A 23831-nucleotide genomic window follows, 5' to 3' on the forward strand; every position below is an offset into this window, starting at 1 on the left:
TAGAGGAACTAAAAGATCATAAAACGAAGTAGTTTAAGGTAAAATATCATCAAGTTGTTTATTGATATCATTCACACGATCTGTTATCTGTTGTATTTCATCTTGCTCTTTTAAAGCTTCAACCACAAAATCAAATGCAGTAATGATAAGCACATCTTTTAAATCTACACCTGAGAGGTTATGACGTTTTTCGTCCACAATTTGATTAAGACGCTCTGCAGCTTTCTTAAGCAAATGCTCTTCTGACTTACTGGCTTTAAGGTTATATACCTTGCCACAGATATTCAGTTGTATACTCTCTTTAGTGGATCTTAATCCCATGCTTATTATTTACAAGTTTTTTGGTTATAGCACCCCATCTGGGTCCTTTAGAATCTATGTGAATATGAATATTAAACCGATTTTTCCTTCGATCTAAGTAAAATCCCCTTTTAAAAAATAAAAGTACTTTAATTATTGGAATTTTGTATCTTTTTTAGACTAAAATATTGCTTACTTATTAGAAAGTCGTTCGATTTCCTCGTTTAGTAGTTCAATTTCAGCTTTCAAGTCCTCTTGATCTTTTTTCAATTGATCATTTTCTTGTTGTAAGAGATCTGTTTTTCTAGCTTTAGGAGTAAGATCTCTAATTTCCATTTTCAGTTTTTGTACTTCCATTATTGATGCTCTTTTTTGTTGGTTAAAAACATCAATAGTTTCATTTTTTTCTTCTATTTCTTTTCGTAATTGATCAATATCCTGATTTAGAAATTGAATAACACTCTGTTGGCCTTCTGAGAGTTGTTGAGCTTCATCTCTTTCGGTTTGTAAAGTATTTTTTTGATTCAATAGGTCATTGATTTGTTGATCTCCTTTTTCTATTAAAGCTTGTAATCTGTCACTATGTTCTTGAATCTCGATGGTAGTGTCTAACTGTTTTTCAGCTTCTACACGATCCTTCTCCAACTGATCAATCTTTTGAAGAGCATCTTTATATAAAGCTTTTAATTTGTTTATTTTTTCGACTAAGAGTTTAAGTTCCTCACTTAAAGTTGGGATAACAGTTGACATATCTTGAATGGTATTAAAAAAAATGAAACCACTTCTTACCGCAAAACGATAAGAAGTGGAACTTTAAGGACTACTTACGGATTACTGCACCAAGTTGATTTTCAAAAGCTTTGATTAATGCAGACATACATTTGTCAATAGTCTTGTCATTTAATGTTTTATTTTCATCTTGTAAGATAAAGCTTACAGAATATGACTTAAGACCAGCTGCTAAGTGTTTACCTTCGTATACATCGAAAACATTGATGTTCTTTAATAATTTTCTCTCTGTTTTCTTTGCAACTTCCTGAATTGAAGCAAAAGTAGCTTTAGTATCTAAAACTAGAGATAAATCTCTTCTTACTTCTGGGAATTTTGGTAATTCTTTGAATTTGTAATCAGCACTGTACATTTTTACTAATGCAGACCAATCTATATCAGCAAAGAACACTTCAGTTTTCACTCCTGCTAATTTTGCAGCTTTAGGGTTTACCATACCTACTGTAGCTATAACTTTCTTTCTTGCTGTGTAAGTTAAGCCGTAAGCAAAAGTATCGTTCTTCACATATTCTTTAGAAATTCCTTGAATGTTTAAGCGTTCAAAGATTCTTTCTACTATTGATGAGATCGTATGGAAATCAGCATTTACTGCTTTTTGAATCCAAGATTCATCAGAAGAAGTACCTGATACGAATAATGCTAAATGTTCATTTTCAGTGTATCCCTCTTCATTTTTATGATACGTTTTACCAAATTCAAATGCTTTGATATTCTTTTGTTGACGTCTGATATTTCTGTCGATTACTTCTAATCCACTGAACAACATTGATTGACGCATTACGTCAAGATCTGCCGAAAGAATATTTAGGATAGTAACATCTTTTGAATCGTCAATATCAGCAAGTCCATGAGAATATTTACTTGTAGTAAGTGAGTTGGTCATGATTTCAAAACAACCACTACCCGTTAACATTTCAGTTACTTTTGTCTGAAGAATTTGCTTATCCTTTTTAGGGAAGGAAGCTAAGAAATCAGTAGAAAGTGACTCATCTAAAGCTACACTGTTGAAACCGTAGATTCTTAAGATTTCTTCGATGATGTCTGCCTCTCTTTGAACATCCACTCTGTAAGGAGGAACGGACACTTTGATTGTTTCTTCAGTACGTTCTAAAATTGAGATATCTAATCCTTCTAAAATAGAAATAATTTTATCTTGAGGAATATGTTGTCCAATAAGACGGTCTACATTCTTGAATTTTACATCGACAATGAAGTTTTCAATTGGAGTAGGGTAGATGTCAACAATTTCAGAAGTGATTTCACCACCTGCATATTCTTTGATCAACATTGCTGCATATTTAAGTGCTGTGATACACATATTTGGATCACAACCTCTTTCAAAACGGAATGAAGAATCGGTTTTAATGCTATGTTGTTGAGAAGTTTTACGGATGAAATCTGGATGGAAGTACGCACTTTCTAAGAAAATACTAGTAGTTCCTTCTGTAACACCAGAATCTAATCCACCGAATACACCCGCAATACACATATCTTCAGATGCATTTGCAATCATAAGATCGTTGTCTTTTAACTCTCTTTCTTGCTCATCTAAAGTAGTGAATTTAGTACCATCAGTTGCAAACTTTACGTTTACTTCATTTCCAGTAACTTTTGCTAAATCAAAAGCATGTAATGGTTGACCTAACTCATGTAAAACGAAGTTAGTGATATCTACTATATTATTGATTGGAGATAAGCCAATTGAATTTAATCTTTGTTTGATCCATTTTGGAGATTCTTTTACAGTAATTCCAGAAATAGTCAAACCTGTATATCTTGGGCAAGCTTCTTCAGCTTGTACGTTTACTTTTACAGGAGTAGAAGTATTATCTACTTTAAAGTTTTCGATTAATTCTTCTTTAGTTGCTTGTTTGATAGCACGAGATAAAAGTACTTTTAAATCTCTTGCAGCACCATAGTGAGAAGAACCGTCCACACGGTTTGGTGTTAAACCAATTTCAAAAACATTATCATTTTCTAAACCAAAATAAGTGGCAGCAGGTGTACCATTTGGTAAATCAGTATCTAAAACCATGATGCCGTCATGAGATGTACCTAAGCCAATTTCGTCCTCAGCACAGATCATACCCATAGAAACCTCTCCACGAATTTTTCCTTTTTTGATTTTAAAACTTTCCTCTGGAGAAGGGAAAAGTTCAGCACCGACAGTAGCTACGACAACTTTTTGACCTTTAGCAACGTTTGGAGCACCACATACAATTTGTACAGGTTCTTCACCGCCAAGATCAACTTTTGTTACTCTTAATTTATCTGCATTTGAATGTTGTTCACATTCTAAAACCTCACCGATTACTAAACCTTTCAGTCCGCCTTTAACTTCTTCAACTTCACTAATTCCTTCTACTTCTAAACCAGACATGGTTAAAAGCTCGTCAATTTCCTGTGGCGTTTTGTCTTCTAAATCTATTAGGCCTTTTAGCCAATTTAAGGAGATTTTCATATATCGCTATTTTTGTCGGAAGAGTTAAAAACTCAACCAATTTTTTTGTTTACTTTCTCTAAAAATTATGGAAATGTAAAAATACAATTTTCCACGGCAAAAATAATAGGTTATTGCAACATCTTGCAATAACCTATGTTTTGTTTAGAATTTATCTTAAAGTTGTCCCCTTAATTTCTCGATTTCGTCATTTTTTTCTTGAATTTCGTCATTTAAGGAGCCAATTTTTGAATCTTTATCGTCAAGTAATTTTTGAAGTTCTTGTATCTTGGCTTTGTAATTATCCTCCGTAACACTCATTTTTTCGAATGCTTTCTTTAAGACTTCTTCATTATTCTTAGTCTTAATATTTACTGCTTCCATCTCTTTTTGCTTTCGACTCATTTCTTCTTGAGTGGCTTGCAGTTCTTCTACATTTTGTCTCATTTCTTCCTCTTGAGCTCTCATTTGTTCTGCTTGAATCTGAGAATCTTCTAGCAGAGATTTCATTTGTTCAGCATTTCTAGTTGCAGCAATTGTAGAAGCAATTGTTTCACCAAGTTTAAGTACGAATTCACGTTGGAATTCAGGCATTTCATTTAGTGAAGCTAATTCAATGATACCATAAACCTCTTCATTCATCATCATTGGAGCAATGAATAAATTTGTTGGTTTTGCTTGACCTAGTCCACTTGAAATATTTACATATTGTTCAGGAATTTCTTTAAGGTACATAGGTCTTTTTTCAATAAAAACTTGTCCTACCAGTCCTTCTCTTGGTTTTACATTTCTATTAATATATTTCTTTCGCTCATAAGCGTAAGCAGAAATCAACATTAGTTCCTTCCTGTCATCAATATTATCATCTACGATAAATAAACCGCCTTGAGTGACACCTAAATAAGAAACAAGATTATGGATAATATGATCGCATAGTTCTTCAAGTCCACTTTGTGATGTTCTTAAAATATCAACAAATTTGGTTAAACCTTCAGAAACCCATTCTCTTTCTTCTTCAATTACTTTTAGTGCTTTTCTTTGTAATCGAATAGAATTAATAGCTTCTAAGAGTGGTTCTTCTTCTTTATCTTTAAAATCATAATCCTGCTTTTCAGAAAGTAAAGCGTCACAGTACTCTAAAGCACTTTTTAAATTAGCTTTTAGTTTACTGTTTTCTTCTTTCATTTTGGCATATTGATCAAGCCAAAGAACTTTTATACCTATTTGTTTATTCATAATCTGCTAAATGTACCTCTCTTGTTACTTCTGAACAATAAAAAATATTTCATTCCCACTACGTGGTTTGATACTATTGTAACATTTTTCTAATGTCTTAATAGTAAAATTGTTTTGAAATAGAGATAAATACTCCTGTTTACTTCCTCCAAAAGGTGGGCCATTTTTGGTCAATTCAAAATCAAAAAGTAAACCACTTAATTTTCCTCCTTTATTTAGTAAACGATACATTTGCTCCACATATTGTTTCCTGAGCGTAGGGTTTAATGCACAAAAGAATGTTTGTTCAATTATTAAATCAAAGTTAGTTTCTTTTAAACTGAAAAAGTCATCACATAACAGTTGTTCTTCAGGGAAACCAGAAAGTCTTTTTTTGATATTTTTTATCGGTTCTTCAGAGATGTCTAAGCCGTAACAGTTTGAAAATCCTTTTTTCCATAAATATTCTAGTTCATAGCCATTTCCTAAACCAGGAACCAGAATTTTCAAAGATTTATCTTCTAATTGATCAATGTATTCTTTTATTGGTGTACTAACACTACCAAGATCCCATCCTGTATTGTTAGAAAGGTATCTCTCTGTCCAAAAATTTTTATCCATTCTCACTAATTTTAATTAAAAAAGGGAGCTAAACGACATGCATTTAACTCCCTTAATTTTTTTGAATTTTGTCTTATTTTGAAACAGACTTTAATAAGTCCTCATCAAGTGGTTTTACATTACTATTGAAAAAGTCTTTTAATTCTCCTTTTTCGTTGATGTAATACTTGCAGAAGTTCCAAGATGGTGCTTCATCATTCCAGCCATTTTCAGCCGGATCTGATAACCATCTGTAAAGTGGATTTTGGTCATCACCTTTTTTTACATTGATTTTCTCCATCATTGTAAAAGTGACACCATAATTCAATTTACAAAATGAAGCAATTTCTTCACTTGAACCTGGCTCTTGACCACCAAATTGATTACATGGAAATCCAAGAATTACCAAGTCATCTCCCATTTTTTCATGAAGTTGTTGTAATGCTTCATATTGAGGAGTATAACCACACTTAGATGCTGTATTTACAATTAAAATCTTTTTTCCTTTTAACGTTTGAAAGTCAAGAACTTCACCATTTAACTTTTTCATTTTGAAACCGTAGAACTGTGATTCTCTTTTTCTTTCTTCTGTAGTTGTAGTTTCAGGGCTTGAAAGATGTACTTTCGTACATGATATTAAAGTAATACAACTGATAATTAGCGATGTAATAAAAAAATATTTCATAGGTTTGATAGATTTAGTAGTGAAAAATTATGTGACGTTAAAATTTATAATTGATAATAACTGTAAAATTATAGATAAAATATAATTAATCCAAGGAGTTCGTTAACCAATTTGTGGCTTTTTCTTCATCATCGAAATATTGTAATTTAAAAAGATCGCCATTTTCGTTGATATCATCAAGTGCTTGTTCAAAAGAAACTTGTGAAAATAAATCACTAGAAACAATCCAAGCCATTTTTCTTAATCCTATCTTCTTGTGAATCTGTAAATTTCTCTCGTTTATCCAATCTTGTGTTTCGGGAAGTATATTATAGTAAGCTTTTACTGCATCTACTAATATTAGCTTTGGAGTTTCATTTTCAATTACCCTAAAATATTCATTCAACTCATTTCTATATATATCTTCAGAAAGATTCATAGGAGTATTCCAAGAACTTTTTATAATTTTAGAAGTTTCATTCCATTCGATTTTTTGGAAATCACTTTTGTACTTTTCTATGTAATTCATGGTATTATTTTAAGATTGTAATTGAGTGATAGCAAAGAAAGTCCCACGAATGACTTCATTCATTCTGTTGAAATCTAGAGATTCAGGAGTATCTTCTTTTGTGTGATAATTAGGGTTTCTGAAAAACGAGGTGTCTGTAATCATCAATGCATTTTGATTGAAATGCCAATAATTTCTGTGATCAGAATTGGCTAATCCTCTAATGGATGAAGGTGCATTTATAGAATAGATTGGTGTCTTTGACGTCTTTTTCATTCCTTCTTTGAATCCTTTGACAGCAAAGTGGTTTGATAAATTGCCAACAACTGCAATGAAATTGGCTTCTTTAGGATATAACTTATCTAGAAATTTAATGGGATAACTTTGACTGCCTTTTTTATCATCAAAATAGCCAATCATTTCTAAGCATACCATTAATTTTGTTTTGACTTTATTGGAAATATTTCTTTCAGCATGAACATAACTCCCCATTCCTTTAGTGGTGAAAAAAGGGCGTTCTTCATTAGCATAAGCTACTAATTCAATACAAAAGTCAAGTTTTGGCTGATGTAATTTTAGTAATCGAGCTATTTCTAATACACCTGCAATCCCACTAGCATTATCATCAGCACCATGTTGATCTCCAAAAGTATCATAATGTGCACCAACTACAACTCTTTCTAAAGTTGGGTCGCCATAAAAAGCAATGATGTTTTTATATTTTTCTTCAGCCGCTTCAAATGATTGAACATTTGTTTCATATCCAAATGCATTAAACTGATTTTCTATATACTCAATAGCTTCTTCTTGTGCTTCTTTATTTTTATAGTTTCGATAATCACTTGTTGAACAAAGGGCTCTTACATGTTTTTCTAATTCTTGTGGAGATGAATCTATTCCTCCTGCCTTTTGAGGAGAAAACTTTGAAGAAGTAGGCATGTAGAGAAAATAGATAGCTAATATTGGCAATGCGATGACAATAAAACTGAGTATATAGATAACTTCAAGCATTCTTTAACGGTTGTTTTTGGGTGGTTTAGTATAAATCTAATTTTTATTTAAAGTAGAATCGGCTAGAGAATTAAAATCTAAAAGTTTACAATTTTGGACTGAAAAATTTAAGTTGATTTTTTCTTTACCAATAATGGAATAACTAGAATTTTGATTCAGCTTTTCCAAATTTAAAATAACACCTTTTTGAGATAATGGAACTTGTAATGTTGAAGATTCTTGAATTATCATCCAAAAACCTTTTTTTAATCCATAATTATCAAATTCTTTTTTATTAGTGAGTTCAATTTTTAGGTTGTTGGCAGCATCTTGATATACATCCTTTTCTATTTTAGTAAATTGATAATCTTTATTTTTAGAATTGTTTGTGTCAAAAAAAGAAAGAGGCCCACTAATAGCAAATTGTTCATTTTCTAAATAGCAGAATAAAATTAATTGATCTAATTGAATATCAAATAAGAGTACTTCCTCTTCATTTAAATTCGAAGACATTCCGAAATATTTATTTTGATGGTCTACTAAAATATAAAAGTTTTTAGTTTCATTATTGGTACTTTCTTTAACGATAAAAGCTTCAGAAAAATGATAATTGTCTGGGTATAATTTTTTATCAGATTTTTCTTCCAAAAACTTAGCAAAAGAAGAAATCAATTGCATAGACTTTTGTGCTAAAGTCTGATTAGAAATGATGAGTGATAAGAAAAATATTAAGATAAAACGCATAAAAAAACATCCATTAGATTTGAGATAAATATAATGGATGTTTCTCTATAAAACCTATTGAGGGTTTATTGTATTACATTGTTTGTGTATTTTTCTGAATATAATTGTCTACTAAACTTTCTAGAATTGAAAGAGGAAGAGGACCGTTACAAAGCATTACTTCATGGAACTCCCTGATGTCAAATTGGTCTTCCATTTCTAATTTTGCTTTATCTCTCAATTGAAGGATTTTATTCATACCAATTTTATAAGCAGTTGCTTGGGCAGGCATTACAATATGTCTATCTACCATTTTTTCACATTGACCATAAGCCGCTGGAGTATTATCAGTGTAAAAGGCAATGGCCTCTTCTCTTGTCCACTTTTTATCATGAATACCTGTGTCGACTACTAATCTACATGAACGCCATAATTCCATTGCTAATCGACCAAAATCTGAATAAGGGTCACTGTAGAAACCTAATTCTTTAGGAATATATTCTGAATATAATCCCCACCCTTCAATATATGCTGTGTAATGTGCTTCTTTTCTAAATTCTGGAATATCTTCTAATTCTTGTGCTAATGCCAATTGCATATGATGTCCCGGAATACCTTCATGATACGCTAATGCTTCCATTTCATATTTAGGCATTTCATTCATATCATAAAGGTTAGCATAATAATACCCTGGTCTAGAACCATCTTTTGCTGGATTATTATAAAATGCTTTACCAGCCGTTTTTTCTCTAAAGGCCTCTACTTTTTTGACTTTAATTGGTGCTTTAGGCTTTGTAATAAATAATTCATCCAAACGATTTCTCATTGAATCAATAATGAATGTAGCATCTGCTAAATAAGCAGCTTTACCATCGGCATCATTAGGGTAATAGAATTGTGCATCTTTTTTCATAAAAGTGAAAAACTCCTGTAAAGTACCTTTGAAGCCTACTTTATTTTTAATTACTTCCATTTCACCATGGATGCGTGTTACTTCTCTTAAACCAACTTGATGAATTTGTTCAGCTGTTAAATCAGTTGAAGTAATTTTTTTTAAACTGTAAGCATAGAACTCTTTTCCATCTTGTAATCTCCAAACACCTGCATCATTAGTAGCTCTTTTTTCTTGTGCTTCTAAAACAGTTACTAAATTTTTGTAGGTAGGAGCAAAACTTTCTACCATCGCTTTATTAAATGCAACTTTTAGGGCTTCTTTTTCTTCCTCTTTGATCTCTGATTGATCCAATTTATTGTAGAAATCTTGTGTTAGAGGGTGTAGTGTTTCTGATTTAGTGATAGGAACACCTTGAAGTAAATTTTTACAATCACTTAATACTTTCGGAAATAAGAATTTTGGAAGAACAAATCCTGCTTTTTCACTTTGTAAAGCATTTTCAATTTGTTGTGCCATCATTGTAGGAATTTTATTGATTCTAGCAATGTAGTTTTTTGCATCCTTCACGTTTTTGATTTGATGAAAACCAATTAAAAATGCTGGAGCATTACTTTGAGTACCATACATTTGATTGAATGTATATTGATAATCTTCAAATTTTTGCCCTTCAATATCAAGATTATATTCATATTTGAAGAGGTCTAGACTTAAAATTCTATCTTTTGAGAACTCACCGCTTTTGAATTGGTTGGCAACTTTAAGTGCTTGTCTAGTAGATTGATTTTTAGCTTTGGAAGCTTCTTTGGAATAATCATCCCATCTATCATTGTATTTTTTATCACCTCTGTACGTCAAAGCTTCAGGGCTTTTTTCGAGGTCAGCCATAAAAACGCTGTCGAAGAATACATCTAACTTTAAATTGCTAGTAACGATATCGTCTTGTGCAACTTCATTTGTTTTTTGGCAACTAAAAAAAATAAAAATAGATAATAGTGCAGATGATAGTAGATTTAAATAATTACGCATTAGTCGAATTTGAAAAGTTTAAATATTGAAATAGCAAATTGTAATATTTTTCATCCTATTCCAATTGATATTGAATTAATTATAAAAAAAAGAAAAAATATAAGTTCGTTATCTATTAGATTATGTTATATGGAGAAGAAAATATGCCCATAGATAATAATTTTCTTGTATTTTTGAGGCCGTAATTAACGAAATGGAGATTGTCATTCGTTTTTGATCTTTAAATCGTTTGAAAAATTGCAAAACATGATCAAAGTAGGGATATTTTTTGGAGGTATTTCACGCGAACGTGAAATCTCATTTGCAGGAGGAAGAACCGTTTATGATAACCTAAATAAACAGCTTTTTGAACCTGTTCCAATATTTGTAGATAGTTTAGGCCATTTTATTCATTTAGATTGGTCATATGTATATAAAGGTACGGTAAGAGATTTTTACCCGCCAGTAAGTAGTGTGCCTCAAGATTTACAGGGATTTCAGATGTATGTGGAATCTTTAGGTCAGCTTACAGAAGAAGAAGCAACTAACATTGCTGCTAAAGTAGGCCGTAAAGTTAATCCTAATGAGTTTAGTCAATTATTTGATTTTGCTTTCTTGGCATTACATGGACCTTATGGTGAAGATGGTAATTTGCAAGGATTATTAGAGTGGTATAATGTGCCTTACTCTGGTGCAGGTGTACTTTCTTCAGCAATTGGTATTGATAAAATTACACAAAAGAAGTTGTTTACAGATTTGAAACTAACGACTCCTGATTTTGATGTAATTACTGAAAAAGATTTAGAAGAAGATACTTTATCAAATACCTTTGCAAGTTTAAAATCTAAATTGGGGATGCCATTGGTTGTGAAAGCACCAAGACAAGGTTCATCACTAGGAGTAAGTATTGTAAAAGAGGATAGTGAGGAAGCTTTTTTAAAAGCGGCAAAGAAATCATTATTCATAGAAGAGGTAGAACAAAGCTTCTGGAAAACATTATCAGAAGAAGAAAAAGAACGTTATATCCACGATTTTACAGATGTACGTTTGGGTATTGGCCTTCCTGTTTATGTATTAGGACATGAAGATTTAGTCATCTATGATCCAAAATCTTTATTAGAATATATCAATGAGCAATTAGCAACGAATACTAAAGTAGCCTTCCAATCTTTGGATGCTGAAGAGGCGTTGTTGATTGAAGAACATATTAAAGGTAGAGAGTTTTCTTGTATTGTCATTGAAGATGAAAACGGAAAACCGCTAGCTTTACCTCCAACAGAGATCGTAAGAGGAAACGAAGGAGTATTTGATTATAGATCAAAATACCTTCCTGGAATGAGCCGTAAGGTGACTCCAATTGATTTGCCAATTGAAAAAGTAAGAGAAATTCAAGCAGATTGTGAAGACTTGTACAAGAAATTACAATTTGATGTGTACGCACGTATTGATGGTTTTGTAACTGCAGACGGAACAGTTTATTTAAATGATCCGAATACCACTTCAGGTATGATGCCTTCTTCTTTCTTCTTCCATCAAGCGGCTGAAATTGGATTGAACCCTTCTCAATTCCTTACTTTTATTATTAGAACTTCATTGGCTTGTAGAATTCGCTCTGGCAAAAATACGAGATTGGCTAAACCAATGTTGAAAGGGTTGGATGAAAAAATTAATGCATTAAGTACTTCTGCTAAACAGACGAAGAAAGTAGGTGTAATTATGGGTGGTTATTCTTCAGAAAGACATATTTCTGTTGAAAGTGGTCGTAATATCTATGAAAAGTTAGCTTCATCAGATAAATACGAAGCCATTCCAATTTTCTTGACAGGAGCTCACGATAATCATGAATTATATGAATTGCCGATTAATATCATGCTAAAAGATAATGCAGATGATATTAAACTTAAGATTCAACAAGCCTTGAATGGTGAGAAACATGATGTATTAACGGAAGCCATTCTAAAAGCGAAACCAATCACGGATAAATATGCAACAAACGCTACTTTTGATCCTAAGTCATTGACTTATGGCCTTTTAAAAGAAAGAGTTGATGCTGTATTTATTGCTTTACATGGTCGTCCTGGTGAAGATGGTGCTGTTCAGCAACATTTGAACGAAAAAGGAATTCCTTACAATGGATCTGATGTCGATAGTAGTCAGATTACAATAGATAAATATGTTACTACAGAATTGCTGAAAAAGACAGGAGTTTTTGTAGCCGAGCATATGTTATTACAAAAAGAAGATTGGTTGGCTGATGCTCAATCAGCTATCGATCAAGTTGAAAAAGACTTTAGATATCCATTGATCGCAAAACCTGCAGATGATGGATGTAGTTCTGCTGTAATGATGATCAAGACGAGGGAACAATTGGAGAACTTTGCTCAAGCTATTTTCAGAGAAGAAGAAGAGGTTGAAGAAGTACTTCGTGAAAAACTAAGTCTTGATAAAAATGAAGAGTTTCCAAGTAAAAGATGTATCTTGATTGAAGAGTTGATTAGTCCACTAGGCGCTGATCATTTCTTAGAGATCACAGGAGGAATGTTGACGAAGTGGCATGATGATGGTACTCGTTCATATGAGGTATTTGAACCTTCAGAAGCATTAGCAAGTGGAGAAATTTTATCTTTAGAAGAAAAATTCCTTGCAGGTGAAGGACAGAATATCACACCGCCACGTTTTTCTCCAGATCCTGAAGAGCAAAAATGGATTTCTGAGAATGTTCGAAAAGATCTTGAACATGTAGCCAGAGAATTAAATGTTCAAGGCTATTGTAGAATAGATGCTTTTGTTCGTATTTGGAAAAAAGAGAAAAGAGTGGAAACGATTATTATCGAAGTGAACTCATTACCAGGTATGACGCCAGCAACTGCTATTTTCCATCAAGCAGCAATTAATGGGTATAAACCTTTTGATTTTATCGATAGAATTTTAGATTACGGAATTAAACGAACTGAAGCTAAATCTTAGCAAATAAATTATGGATCAAGAGAAACTGAAGAAGTTTATTTTTGGAGATACTCCATCGGCTTTATTTATCAATATCATTTTAATGATAATTACAGCTATTGTATTATCTACCTTATTTTTTTACGTGTATTTACCATCTTCGACTAAACATGGACAGACAGTAACTGTTCCAGATGTAGATAGTTTATCAGTTGATGACGCCATCAAACGATTAGAATCTGCTGGTCTAAGATATGAGATTTTTGATTCCTCAGCGGTAAATTATAATCCAGATCTACCTTACTTAACCGTCTTATCACATACACCTTTGTCTGGTGAAAAAGTGAAAGATAATCGTAAGATCTATTTGACGATTAATCCCTCTAAGCCTGCAGCTATTGAATTGCCTGATTTAATTGATGGTTCATTAAAAAATGCTGTGGTTAGAATTAAAAATTTAGGTCTTAAAATAGGATCAGTAGAAAGAAAACCAGATCGTTTTGTCAATAACGTATTAGGTGTTCGATATAAAGGAAGAAATATTTCTAAAGAACAGTTGAAAAGAGGATTTAGTGTATTAAAAGGTACTGAAATCGATTTAATTGTTGGTGACGGAATGGGAAATCCTGATACTGATATCCCTAATTTAGTAGGAATGACTGAAGGAGATGCCGAGTTTACTTTATATGGTTTAGGATTAGGAAAAGGTAGAGTACAATATGTTCAGTACGATACAATTCCTGGAGTTGTGATAAAACAATCACCAACGACAAGGGATCCAGAAACTGGTAAACGCAGAAAAATTAGATTAGGACGAACAGTCAATATTTGGGTTTCTGAATTCTCAGGAAATAAGAAATAAAGTAAAATTAGTTTTTACAAGATAGCCACCTTATGAAAGGTGGCTTTTTTTATGTCAAAAATCTATTTTTCTATATGAAATTATAATATAGTTTAAGTAGCGTTATGAATGCTATGTTAATATAATGAATTGAATTATGATGAAAAGGAAATTATTAATGTTTAGTTCATTTAAATGACGCTATATGTTTCTTTAGTGTTTCTATACTGTTTACGTAATGTTAATAAATTTAAATAACTACTTAAAAATATAATTGTAGATAATACATTTATATATTGATAATGAATGAAGTTGGTTTTTTATGTTCATTGTAAACTACTATTATTAATATGAATATTACTATGGATAAGAAACATTAAGTACACAAAATCTCTTCATTGTTTCTATAATATTTCTCCAATATTAACTCTATGTTAATTGTAAATTTTTATTGAAAAAAGAATTTAAAACCCTCTAACATTGCAATCACTTACACATACTACTTGATTTCAAAATGAAACGATTACTAGATATTAAGGTGAAAAGATTAATCCTATCAAGTCTTTTTATCATCACTACAACAACTTTATTAGCTCAATCCTCAGAAAGAAATGAAAACCAAATACAAACGGATTCAGTTCTTACTCAGGAAGAAGATAAAGATGGTCTTGTTCAGCAAGCTTTACCAAAAAAATGGTCAGATAGAATCAGAGTGAGCGGTTATATTCAAGCGAGATATAATGGTTTATTTGAGACTAATCCTGAATTGTCTGTTCCACAAATGGATAAAAACTGGGGAGCAGATAAAGGAATTTCACTTCGCCGAGTACGTTTAAAAGTAAGTGGTTGGTTGATGGACAATGTCTATATGTATATGCAAGCAGATTTTGCAGGTACACCAACTTTAAGAGATGCTTACATGGATGTATATTTTGATCATCATAAATCAACATGGTTGAGAGTAGGACAAAGTAAAGTCCCTTTTGGTTATGAAAATATGCAGTCTTCTCAATATAGAATTCCATTAGACAGAACTGATGCAATTAACTCAGCTTTACCTAATGAGCGTGATTTAATGGCTGTTTTATATCATACACCTCAAAAAGTAAGAAAGGTGTATGAGTATATGAAAGAAAATAATTTAAAGCACAGCGGAAACTATGGTACATTTGCTTTAGGTGTTTTTAATGGTCAAGGTATTAATCAGCCTGATAGAAATGAAAACCTTCATGTCGTAGCAAGAGCTTCGTGGCCTTTCCAATTTGCTAATAATCAAATTATGGAAATATCATTACATGGTTATTATGGTCAATATATTTTACCAACCGTTTCAGAGGGATTACAAACTGAAGTAGAAGGAGATGACGGGCAAATGGTGCCAATCTATGCTGCAGGTCATAATTTTAAAGATGCTAGAGTAGGAGGTACATTTGTTTGGTACCCACAGCCGATTGGTTTACAGGCAGAATATAATTATGGAGTTGGTCCCGAATATGATCCTGAATCTAATTTAGTAAAAGAACAAAATTTACATGGTGGATATGCTATGTTATACGGTAAGTTTAATTATGGACATCACACATTCTTTCCATTCACAAGATATATCTACTATCATGGAGGTAAGAAATTTGAATTAGATGCTAGAAGTTACCGTGTAAATGATTTAGAGATAGGAGTAGAGTGGCAACCTAATCCATTTATTGAGTTTGTAGCAATGTATGTAATTGCAGATAGAACTTATATAGACTCTCAAAATCCTGTGAATGATCAATCAGGAAATTTATTAAGATTACAAATGCAGGTGAATTTTTAATTACTTGTATGCACAATATGAAAAAAGTCGTTTTGATTACTCAGAACGACTTTTTTATTATTTAAATCTTTTACCAATACTAATTCCTAATGTAAAAGCATTGTAGGCTCCATGACCTCCACTTTGTTTTAATTCATAACTAAAGACTGGCGTGACATCCCAGCCCCCTTTACCTCGAATAGGAAATTCTTTTTCTAAAGTAGCTTTGAATACAGCAAAGTTCTCATTTTTCTCAACTTCTAATCCAGGTCCCACACCAATTGCCCATAAGTGAGCAAATTCATACATTATCATAATTGCTCCAATGTAGGCGTACTCTCTTTCTAACTCTTCTCCTTCGTGGTCTTCGATTACATAATTAATTAATTCTATATCATTCGAAAAACCAATTGCTAACTTGTGAGAAAACCAGTATTCATAATCAAGCCCAACGGAAGGTACTATTAATGTTTTCTTTTCATTGGAACCTGTAAACCCTTCAGGAACATAACTATGCCCCCATACCAAAGCAACACGGTGATGTTTTAAAGATCCATGAGCCTCCTCTCTTCCGTGTACTTTTACACCAGTAGTTGTATGAGATTCTGAATGATGTTCTTCTTGTGCAAATAAAGAAAGAGAGATTAAGCTAATAAAAAGGGTGAATAATTTTTTCTTCATTATGGCTTCTTTGTGAATAAAAAAAGTAAATGCTTTCCCTAAAAATAGAGAAAACATTTACTTCGTCTTTGCTTTCAAACTTTCATTCTTAAATAATAGCAAGTGAATCTCTTTTTACTACTATTTGGGAGTTGAAGTCTTAAAGTTTTTTACTATTGTCATCGATTACTCTTTCCACATAAAGACGTTTCGGGTCTATCGCTGCTTTAGCAGGTTTTTGTGGTAGATTTATATTAATCGTTTGTGTTTCTTTATCCAATAGAACCTTTTTAGTGTAGATAAGCTCTTTTTCATCATTATCAGCATAAAAACCTATTTCTACCCATTCTTGAATTGGAACATTGATTTCACCACCTATTGAGTCTGCTTTAATTTTTTTAGCTTCTACTTGTAGCGATACCTCATAGTTTGTAGAATCAACTTCGTTTAATGTAGCCTCTTTAATTCTATAATCATAAAGCGTGATGTCTTCAAACCAATCTCCAATAAGATATTGTAATGAATCTGGAACTTTAGGTTGAAGATGTCTAATAAAATCATTAGAAGTTGGATAAGGTGGAGCTTTGTATTTGTATTCTGATAAGAAACTTTCCAAAGCAGCATTCACACTATCTTCTCCAATGAAATCTTGTAAAGCATACATGATTACACTTCCTTTTCCATAGTGAAGGTATGTTTGATTCTCAACTTCTTTTAATGGTAGCTCTTTTTCTCTTTCAAATGCTCTACCTGATAAATAACGATCGTAGTCGTATTTCAAGAAGTTTTTCATCTTCATATCATCATTATCAGATATTTTCTTCATTACCATCAATGAAGAATACTCTGCTAGACTTTCTGTTAATAAAGTTCCTCCTTGAACATTAGCACCTACTTCTTGATGTGCCCACCATTGATGTGCCATTTCATGAGCAATAACAGCATCAACTACATTATTTTTATCTTCATCTTCTAGGTCTACAATGAAACCGAAAGATTCAGAATAAGGCATAGTTCCAGGAAATGCTTGTGCAAAAGTTGCATATCTAGGAAACTCAATAATCCTTGCTTGATTTAAATAATATGGCCCAAAGTTTTCAGTGTAGTATTCTAATGAATTTTCAACAGCAGAGATCATTCTATTTACATTTACCTCATGTTTTTTGTCATAATAGATTTCAATATCTACATTATTCCATTTTTTCGTGGCGACTTCAAATCTTCCAGAATTAAAGGAAACAAAATTTTGAGAAACATGATCTACTTTATAAGTAAAGAAGTTTCTGTTGTCTTTAGACCATTGTTTAACTAAGCTACCAGGAGCAATTGCGATTTGATCAGAAGTTGTTGAAATAGTGGTTTCAATATTAATCCAATCAGACTGACCATTTGAAAGGTAATTTTTTTGACATTCAGGACCGCAATTTTCATTTAAAGTAGGCATTCTTTTACGCTTAGGTAAGCCATGCTCTTTTCTTTTAAACTTATCTCTTAACTCATAGGTATCATTATAGCCAAATGTTGGTAAGAAGGATAAGTTATTGAAAAATGTTCCGTTCTCTAGAATAAAAGTACTCTCAGAACTATTCTTGAATCCTTTTGTGATATAATTTGCATTGATAGTTAAGGTTAAAGAGTCATTCGGCATTAATGGAACTTCTAATGCAAATTTCTTTAACATGAGTTCTTCATCATGAAATACCTCTTTTGCCATTGGAATATCAAAAGTAATATCCCAATCGTCACTATAAGTATAGATTAACGTATCAATTGGCTCTAAAGCATCATTTCTAACAATTAGGTTAGAGATAGTATAAATATCTCTTTCTTCTGGGAAAATATTGACATTATACTTAGCATCTACAATTTTAGGGGTAGGCATGCCTTCGTATTTCTTGTACTTTTTCTCATACTCCACTTGAAGTAATTCCGTATCATCAGAAGAGATATATGGATTTAGAATTTGAGTATTGTAGTAAATAAAACTAGCAATACTAATCCAAATCACTAAGACCGTACCTGTTGCACCGATATAGTTGATGTCAACCTTTTGTGGTATTGTTTTTAATCTTTCAATGAAAGTATTTCTAGCTCCTCTATCAATTAATAAACCACTAAATAGCAGAGCAAGTAAACCAAAAAGTATCCAATAAGCAGAGAACCAAAGTGCTCCTTGCATTGATGGACCATATCCACTTATATCTGAAAAAACTAATGAATGAGTAGAACCGATATTTAACATTCTTGATGAAATATCTAATCCACTTAGTGCTAATTCAGCTGAAAACATAAAAACAATGGAAACACCAAACCCAATGTATTTATGATTTACCATCGTGTGAATTAATATTAAAATACCACTCCAAGTGGCCATCATAGGCATGATATTCACAAAATAAGTAAGTGCATATGTACTTATGTCAATAGCAGTATATCCAGCACCTAATTGATATAAAATTCCAATGACAGATAAAGTAAAGTAAATAACAAAAATGCTGAAATTAACAGCAAAATATTTTGCAAATAATGAAGAATAAGTACTGTGTGGAGTTGCATCTATCACTTCATTCAAATGTGCATCTCTATCTTCCCATAATAATTCACCAGAATAATAAACCATTATGATCATTAGGAAAGTTAATGAACTGTTAAGTACATCACTTACAACTTTATAAGTAACTGGATAAGATTGAAGTCCAAAATATTCGTATCCTTCAAAAAGGTTGGCTAATAACTGTATAATACTGAAGAAAATCAGAATTTTGAAGGTGTTACTTTGGAATATATTCTTGAAATTAATTTTCAAGAAGCTTAAAAATTGTTGAAAATCAGTAGATTGTGAAAAGTAACTATATGCTTTAGGTTTATCGAAGACTTTAATAGGCTGAATGTTCTTTTCTACTTTTTGTTTTTTGACTTTCTGTGTTTTTTTCTCAAATGAGAACAAACTATATAAACCTCTTAATAGCACCAATGAAAAAGTAAACCAAATTAATCGGTTGATTATTAAATTACTTGTCAGACTTGGAATTAATGTATTCTTTTCAGCAGGGGTGAAATATTTACTATCTAGCCCATATGCAGAAATACCAAAAGGATCTACCATTGCAGCTAAAAATTCATTTTCAATATCAGAGGCGAATGATAGAGCAATAGTATATCCAATGAACAATACCATCGTAGCAGCAAAAGACATCGCTGTAGATCTAAACATAGATGCTACTGAAAAGATGATGACTCCAGCTAGGAAGATATTTGGGATAATCGCTAAAAAGTAATTAGCAACATAAGCTCCTAAAGGCATATTACCCATCGTTTCAGGATCTACCCATTCCATCAGAGGTGCAATTAATGCTCCTAATGATATTCCAATATAAATTCCTATAAACGGTAGGATAGATAAAGTAAAAGCACCTAAAAACCTTCCAAGAAAATAATCTCTCTTTTTTATGGGCGTTGAAAATAAGATTTCATCAAATTGATTATTGAAATCTCTTAATGCGGCATTATTAAAAAATGCAGTACATATAAATAGCCCAAGTAAAGAAAATATTAAACCTATTCTCATTACAATATGTGGACTATTTCTATGAATATTTCCTATAGCTCCTCCAATTTGAACGGAATCATTAGAAGTGGCCGCAAAAACTAATAAAGTAATTACAGCAAAAAAGATATAAATCATTGGGGCTTTGAAAGCTGATTTAATCTCTCGTTTATAAAATTCTAAGAACATATTGAATAAAGGTTTTAGTCAGCAATAATTGAGGCAGAAGTTTTAGCAAAGAATACATCTTCTAAATCAGGTTCTACTTGGACAAAACCTTCTTCCGGTTGTTCATGATTAAGCACGTGAATTACAGATTTACCTGAATTCATCTTATTCGAAATAACTTTATGGTTCTTTTGATAAACATCAATAGTATTTCTTTCAACAGTTTTCTCCCAAACTAAACCTTCTAATTCATTTAGAACATTTTGTGGAGTTCCTTTATACATAATATTACCTTCATTCATGATAGCCATATCAGAACACAATTCTTTTACATCATCAACGATATGTGTAGATAAGATAACAATCACGTTCTCGGCGACATCAGCTAGAAGATTATGGAATCTATTTCTTTCACCTGGGTCAAGACCTGCAGTAGGTTCATCTACAATAATCAGCTTGGGTTCACCAATTAAAGCTTGAGCGATACCAATACGTTGTTTCATACCACCAGAAAAACTTTTGACAGCTTTATTTCTCTTATCATAAAGATTTACTTTTTGAAGTAAATAGTTAACTAACTCTTTTCTTTCTGATTTTTTAGAAATCCCTTTAAGGATAGCCATATGGTTTAATAGTTCTTCAGCTGTAATTTTATTATACACACCGAATTCTTGAGGTAAATATCCTAAGACACGTCTTAAGGATTCAGGTTCATTGATAGCGTCAATACCATTCAATTGAATTGATCCACTATCAGGAATTTGGAGAGTAGCAATTGTTCGCATAAGAGAGGATTTTCCAGCTCCGTTTGGTCCTAATAAACCAAACATACCACTCTCTATTTCTAGATTTATGTTGTCTAAGGCTTTTACACCGTTTTCGTAAGTTTTAGTTAGATTCGAAATGCTTAGTCTAGCCATTCTTTTCTGTAAGATTTAGTGATAAATGAATATAAGAGTTTGAGTAAATGTGCTACTCTTTTTTACATACTTTTGTATATATTATTTGACACTTTTATAAATAAAAAAGTAATTAAAATGTTTTGATGGAATAGCGTTAGTTTCAGATACTCAGTCATCAAAGCTAATGAATTTTTTATATAAACTCCGTTTTCATTATTAATTAATTTAATGAAATGCTTTGATCTTCTTTTTAATCAGATAGTATAATCGTATATTAAAAATGAAACCTTAACTTAAGAACTATATATACACACATGAGCAAAACCTTCAAATTAAATAACGGAAAAGAAATACCTGCCATTGGTTTGGGAACGTGGAAATCTGAACCAGGAGAAGTTTTCGAAGCCGTTAAAAAAGCAATCAAAATCGGATATAAACACATAGACTGTGCCTCAATTTATGGAAATGAGACTGAAGTAGGAGATGCAATTAAAAGTTGTATTGAAGATGGTACAATCAAACGAGAAGATTTATTTGTCACTTCAAAGCTTTGGAATGATGCCCATTTGAAAGAAGATGTACCTAAAGCAATTGATAAGACTTTACAAGATTTAAAATTGGATTACCTTGATCTATATTTAATTCATTGGCCAATTGCTTACAAGCATGGAGTGAGTTTTACACAAAAGAGAGAAGAGTTTTTAACTGCTGAAGAAGCTCCTTTATTAGAAACATGGACAGCAATGGAAGCTTTGGTAAAGGCAGGAAAAACACATACTATAGGGGTCTCTAATTTTAGTATTGAAAACTTAGAGCATATCCTTACAAATGCCAAAATTCCACCAGCTATCAATCAAATAGAAATGCACCCATTAAATCAGCAGCGTAGTATGATGGAATATGCTGATGCTCATGATATTATTTTGACAGCTTATTCACCTTTAGGAACGAAAGATAGTTTGTCTTTTGACAATGGTTCAAATCCTCCGATCTTATTAGAAAATGAATTATTAAAAGAAATAGCTGAGAAGCATGATGCAAGTCCTGCTCAAATTATGTTAGCATGGGCAAACAGAAGGGAGACAATAGCCATTCCAAAATCTGTTCATGAAGGTCGTTTAAAGCAAAACCTTGAATCAAGTGAAATCAAACTAACTCCCTGGGATTTAAGAGAAATTTCCCATTTAAATGAAGACTTTCGATTTATTGATGGTTCTATCTTTACAGAAGGGGGAAGCCCTTATACATTAGACTATTTATGGGGTAAATAAAACCTTGACATTATAAATAATAAATCCCGTCACAAATTTGATCATAAATCGGTGACGGGATTTTTATGTTTTTGAAGAAAATTACTTCTTTCTGAATTTCTTTTTCAAACGTCCTCTGTTGACTGGTTTTGTCTTTTTAGGACCTCTATGTACTTTCTTAGTTTGATTTTCTGGATTGTTGATCCCGACTTTTTTATGGAATGCACCACCTCCTGAAGGTTCATTAGTCTTTTTCGTGACAAAATAATTTTTGGTAGAAAGTTGAGGTTTTTCATCTTCCGTGAAAATATCAGAAATCACAACTTCAGTAGGCATTGGTTCTAAAGGAATTGCTTTATTCATCAACTCTTCAATCATCATTTGGTATTCTTGTTCTACCTCATTGATAAATGTGATGGCTAAACCTTTTTCATCTGCTCTACCCGTTCTACCAATACGGTGAATATATTCTTCAGGAATTTCTGGAGTATCAAAATTTATGATATGTGTAATTCCTTTGATATCTAGACCTCTGGCAATGATATCTGTAGCGACAAGGATTTTTAATTTACCTTCATCAAACTCATTGACCATTCTAAAACGGTAATTCTGAGATTTATTTGAATGAATAACGCCCACTTTTTCTGGGAATTTCTTTTCAATAGTTTCAAATAGGCGATCTGCTAACTTTTTATTTCTTACGAAAATGAGGGTCTTTTCCATTTCCTCCTCATGTTCGAGTATATATTCCAAAAGATTGACTTTTGTGAAAAAGTTAGGTACGTGGTAGGCACGCTGAGCAACTTTTTCCGCAGGTGTACCTGTTCTAGCAATTTCAATTTTTACAGGTTGATGGAAAAATGTTTTGATGATTTCTTCAACATCCTCAGTAATTGTAGCAGAAAGCATGATGTTTTGACGCTTTGGAGGAAGAAGATCCATTAACCTTGTCAATTGAGGTCTAAATCCTAAATCAAGCATTTCGTCGACTTCATCAATCACGAACTTTTGAATTGCTTTTAATTTTAAAACACCTGATAAAGCAAGATCATAAACACGACCAGGAGTACCCACTAAAATATCAACACCTTCATTTACATATTGCTTTTGTGTATTAATATTGGCTCCGCCGTACACACCAAGAATACGAAGAGATTGATATGAAGAAAGTGCCTTTGCTTCTTCCACTACCTGAGCCACTAACTCTCTAGTAGGAACTATAATTAAAACTCTTGGTTCATACTGTTTAGAGAACTTCAAGTTCTGTAGAATAGGCAATAAATAAGCAATGGTTTTACCTGTACCTGTTTGGGCAATACCAATCATATCCTTACCCGCTCCAATTACCGGGAAAGCCTGTTCCTGAATAGGTGTAACGTTCACAAACTCTAAATCATTGATAGCATTTAGGATGAACTTATTGAGTTTTAATTCGTCAAATGTCACTTTTTAAAAATTTACGTTTCCACAAAGTTACATTTCATTGAAAAAACTCAGAAATTATAGCAGATATATAACACTCATTGACAAGCATAGCTTAAAAATGTATCTTGTGTTACCAGTCATTTACAATTTAAACTTGAAAATAGTCAACTT

Annotated in this window: 18 protein-coding genes; 4 read left to right on the plus strand and 14 right to left on the minus strand. The window is 32.1% G+C overall.

Annotated features, from left to right (window positions below):
- Nucleotides 1–33 precede the first annotated feature (33 nt).
- The 10 genes from ACXAHM_RS00245 to ACXAHM_RS00290 all read right to left on the minus strand — a co-directional run bounded on the left by ACXAHM_RS00245 (nt 34) and on the right by ACXAHM_RS00290 (nt 10150).
- Nucleotides 34–321, minus strand: coding sequence for a cell division protein ZapA (locus ACXAHM_RS00245; RefSeq protein WP_474958376.1), 288 nt, complete (start codon nt 319–321; stop codon nt 34–36).
- 171 nt (nt 322–492) lie between these two features.
- Entirely contained in the window at nt 493–1050 is a 558-nt protein-coding gene (locus ACXAHM_RS00250) for a hypothetical protein (protein ID WP_474958377.1), read from the minus strand.
- A 70-nt stretch (nt 1051–1120) separates the two neighbouring features.
- Nucleotides 1121–3550 carry a phenylalanine--tRNA ligase subunit beta gene (gene pheT, locus ACXAHM_RS00255; RefSeq protein ID WP_474958378.1) on the minus strand — a complete coding sequence of 810 codons (2430 nt, stop codon included), beginning with the start codon at nt 3548–3550 and terminating at the stop codon, nt 1121–1123.
- A 156-nt stretch (nt 3551–3706) separates the two neighbouring features.
- Nucleotides 3707–4765, minus strand: coding sequence for a GAF domain-containing protein (locus tag ACXAHM_RS00260; RefSeq protein ID WP_474958379.1), 1059 nt, complete (start codon nt 4763–4765; stop codon nt 3707–3709).
- A 24-nt stretch (nt 4766–4789) separates the two neighbouring features.
- A complete protein-coding gene (locus ACXAHM_RS00265) occupies nt 4790–5365 on the minus strand; it encodes a methyltransferase domain-containing protein (RefSeq protein WP_474958380.1) in 576 nt (191 codons plus the stop codon).
- Nucleotides 5366–5438: 73 nt separating this feature from the next.
- Complete coding sequence (locus ACXAHM_RS00270; protein WP_474958381.1) at nt 5439–6029, minus strand: glutathione peroxidase; 591 nt, start codon at nt 6027–6029, stop codon at nt 5439–5441.
- Nucleotides 6030–6114: 85 nt separating this feature from the next.
- The gene (locus ACXAHM_RS00275) at nt 6115–6537 is read right to left on the minus strand and encodes a hypothetical protein (RefSeq protein WP_474958382.1); all 423 of its coding nucleotides are present in this window, start codon (nt 6535–6537) and stop codon (nt 6115–6117) included.
- Nucleotides 6538–6546: 9 nt separating this feature from the next.
- The gene (locus ACXAHM_RS00280) at nt 6547–7527 is read right to left on the minus strand and encodes a M28 family peptidase (protein ID WP_474958383.1); all 981 of its coding nucleotides are present in this window, start codon (nt 7525–7527) and stop codon (nt 6547–6549) included.
- 36 nt (nt 7528–7563) lie between these two features.
- Nucleotides 7564–8250 (minus strand): hypothetical protein, encoded by a 687-nt coding sequence (locus ACXAHM_RS00285; RefSeq protein ID WP_474958384.1) that lies wholly within the window; start codon nt 8248–8250, stop codon nt 7564–7566.
- Between the two features lie 73 nt (nt 8251–8323).
- Complete coding sequence (locus ACXAHM_RS00290; protein ID WP_474958385.1) at nt 8324–10150, minus strand: DUF885 domain-containing protein; 1827 nt, start codon at nt 10148–10150, stop codon at nt 8324–8326.
- A 246-nt stretch (nt 10151–10396) separates the two neighbouring features.
- Between ACXAHM_RS00290 and ACXAHM_RS00295 the strand changes: the two genes are divergently transcribed.
- The 3 genes from ACXAHM_RS00295 (at nt 10397) to ACXAHM_RS00305 (ending at nt 15729) form a co-directional block, all read left to right on the plus strand.
- The gene (locus tag ACXAHM_RS00295; RefSeq protein ID WP_474958386.1) at nt 10397–13096 is read left to right on the plus strand and encodes a D-alanine--D-alanine ligase family protein; all 2700 of its coding nucleotides are present in this window, start codon (nt 10397–10399) and stop codon (nt 13094–13096) included.
- Between the two features lie 10 nt (nt 13097–13106).
- Nucleotides 13107–13937, plus strand: a complete 831-nt coding sequence (locus ACXAHM_RS00300; protein ID WP_474958387.1) for a PASTA domain-containing protein — start codon at nt 13107–13109, stop codon at nt 13935–13937.
- A gap of 493 nt (nt 13938–14430) precedes the next feature.
- Nucleotides 14431–15729 (plus strand): porin, encoded by a 1299-nt coding sequence (locus tag ACXAHM_RS00305; RefSeq protein ID WP_474958388.1) that lies wholly within the window; start codon nt 14431–14433, stop codon nt 15727–15729.
- A gap of 57 nt (nt 15730–15786) precedes the next feature.
- Here ACXAHM_RS00305 and ACXAHM_RS00310 read toward each other — a convergent pair whose 3' ends face one another.
- The 3 genes from ACXAHM_RS00310 to ACXAHM_RS00320 form a co-directional block, all read right to left on the minus strand.
- The gene (locus ACXAHM_RS00310) at nt 15787–16389 is read right to left on the minus strand and encodes a hypothetical protein (protein WP_474958389.1); all 603 of its coding nucleotides are present in this window, start codon (nt 16387–16389) and stop codon (nt 15787–15789) included.
- 139 nt (nt 16390–16528) lie between these two features.
- Nucleotides 16529–20104, minus strand: coding sequence for an ABC transporter permease/M1 family aminopeptidase (locus tag ACXAHM_RS00315; RefSeq protein ID WP_474958390.1), 3576 nt, complete (start codon nt 20102–20104; stop codon nt 16529–16531).
- Nucleotides 20105–20118: 14 nt separating this feature from the next.
- The gene (locus tag ACXAHM_RS00320) at nt 20119–21003 is read right to left on the minus strand and encodes an ABC transporter ATP-binding protein (protein WP_474958391.1); all 885 of its coding nucleotides are present in this window, start codon (nt 21001–21003) and stop codon (nt 20119–20121) included.
- A gap of 296 nt (nt 21004–21299) precedes the next feature.
- Between ACXAHM_RS00320 and ACXAHM_RS00325 the strand changes: the two genes are divergently transcribed.
- A complete protein-coding gene (locus ACXAHM_RS00325; protein WP_474958392.1) occupies nt 21300–22256 on the plus strand; it encodes an aldo/keto reductase in 957 nt (318 codons plus the stop codon).
- An 81-nt stretch (nt 22257–22337) separates the two neighbouring features.
- Here ACXAHM_RS00325 and ACXAHM_RS00330 read toward each other — a convergent pair whose 3' ends face one another.
- A complete protein-coding gene (locus tag ACXAHM_RS00330) occupies nt 22338–23681 on the minus strand; it encodes a DEAD/DEAH box helicase (protein WP_474958393.1) in 1344 nt (447 codons plus the stop codon).
- Nucleotides 23682–23831: the final 150 nt, after the last annotated feature.

The sequence above is a fragment of the Flammeovirga sp. AWQ4_249 genome (genome assembly GCF_056161045.1).